Below are 1,690 nucleotides of genomic sequence, written 5' to 3' on the forward strand. Positions count from 1 at the left end.
AGGAGGTGACCCCATGGCGACCACCGGAGCCCCGCGCCCGATCGACGCCGGGGTGAGGGCGATGCACATGGTCGCCCGCAACGATGCGGCGCACCTGGCGGCGCTCGTGGAACTCGTCGACGCAGGGAAGGTCGCACTCGACATCAGCGCATTACACCCGCTGGCCGACCTCGCGGACGTCCACCGCGTCAGTGAAGGCGGCCGTATCCATGGCAAGGTCGTCATCATCCCCTGAGACCGGAGGCCGCGCCCTGTTGCCCGCTTCCCAAGCCCAACTCGATGGGCACGTTCATGTGTACGCAGCTGAGCGAATTCGCGGGTACGCCGACAAACGGCTCCTGTAGGTTCTTCCGGACTCGCGTGGGCGGGTCCCCGGCGAGGGCAGAGGCAGTGATCGTGGCTGACGAACGGCTTGATGCTGAGTGGCTCCATGTACGGCCAAGCCTCAGTCCGGCTCCTGGGGATCCGAATCCTCACTCGGGATTGAGCCGGCTCGCCCTCCGACCAACCGTCAGAGCCTGCTGCTGATCTGCCGAGAGAGACCCTCGAAGAACTCCTGAAGACCGGCTGCGCCCTCTTGAGCGTTTTGACCCGATTCACCTTGCCTGCGACCTTGCCGGAGCTCCAGCAGCGGTCCGCCGGCACGGGAAGCCAGTCGGCCGGGTCCTTGTCCGCCTCGGAGTGGTTGGAGCTGCCGGAGACCGCGATCAGGCTGTTCGGCGCGCCCTGGTCGTTGGCGTACGTCTCACGGCGCGCCGCCGTCCAGCCCACGGCTCCGACTGGCGGGGAGCGTCATTCCGAGCACGCGAAATTCGGAGGGCTTCGGTGGCGGCGAGCCGTAGGGTTGGCGCGCCAAGACAGCCTGGTAGCAGGGGAGAAGCGTGCGGTCTGAGGAACATGTGGGGTGGGAGCGGGACTTCCCGGTCCGGTATCTCCTGGTTCAGGGGGACATCGGCGATGAGGAGGAGGGCGTGCTGTGGGGGCGGTGCGCGGAGGTCGAGGGCCTGTTCATGGACGCGCCTCCGCTGCCGCGAGAGGTCCTGACGCTGCGCGGCTGCCCTCGAGAGAGCCTGCTGGTCCAGGCCGTGGCGGCCAGCGCCGAACCGGTGCGGCTGCTGGGGGACGGAATGCTCTCGATCGAGCCTGTGGATCCCTCGAACGACGGGCCTGCCCGCTTCTGGGACCTGGAGGACACGGCTGTCCTGGCCCAGTGGCCCACGCCGGGCGATCCCGGGCGCGTGGACATCGTCGTGGGCACCGGCGTCAGGGAGGACAGCTTCGGGGGCGGCAAGCAGCTGCCGACGAGCCCGCGGTTCGACCTGTGGTTCCCCTCGATCCGGGGGGACAGCCCATCGGGCGATTGCCGTTCCATTGACGGCCTGCTCACCCCGCGCCCGCAGCGACCGACCCAGCCCGTGCACCTGATCGGCTGTGAACCCGCCGAACAGCTGCTGGCCCTGCTGTGCCGTCCCCTTCCGCAGAAGGACGACCCGATCAGGCTCTGGTGCCTCGACCGCCATGGCCGCGCGATGACCGGGTACCGCCTCGACCTGGACACCGTCGAGGCACGCCCGTCCGTCCTCGGCGGAGCCCTGATAAGCGCGAACGCGCCGAACGGCATCAGCTGATCATCAGGACCGCCCGCGAGCTGGCCGAGGCCGAGGGCTGGGAGGCGGTGACGACCCGCCGG

The 1,690-nt window shown here is 69.2% G+C and carries 2 protein-coding genes and 1 pseudogene; 2 read left to right on the forward strand and 1 reads right to left on the reverse strand.

Annotated features, from left to right (window positions below; all coding sequences use genetic code 11):
* Positions 1-235 (forward strand): zinc-binding dehydrogenase (locus ABZ885_RS40675; RefSeq protein WP_360200177.1); only part of this gene is annotated, 235 nt, incomplete at its 5' end.
* A gap of 410 nt (positions 236-645) precedes the next feature.
* Here ABZ885_RS40675 and ABZ885_RS40680 read toward each other — a convergent pair.
* Positions 646-777: pseudogene (locus ABZ885_RS40680) on the reverse strand (HNH endonuclease); the annotation flags it as partial.
* Between the two features lie 104 nt (positions 778-881).
* Between ABZ885_RS40680 and ABZ885_RS40685 the strand changes: the two are divergent.
* On the forward strand, positions 882-1,628 hold the full coding sequence (locus tag ABZ885_RS40685) for a hypothetical protein (RefSeq protein WP_360200179.1): 747 nt from the start codon (positions 882-884) through the stop codon (positions 1,626-1,628).
* Positions 1,629-1,690 lie beyond the last annotated feature (62 nt).

Source organism: Kitasatospora sp. NPDC047058, from assembly GCF_040643935.1.
Lineage (GTDB): Bacteria > Actinomycetota > Actinomycetes > Streptomycetales > Streptomycetaceae > Kitasatospora.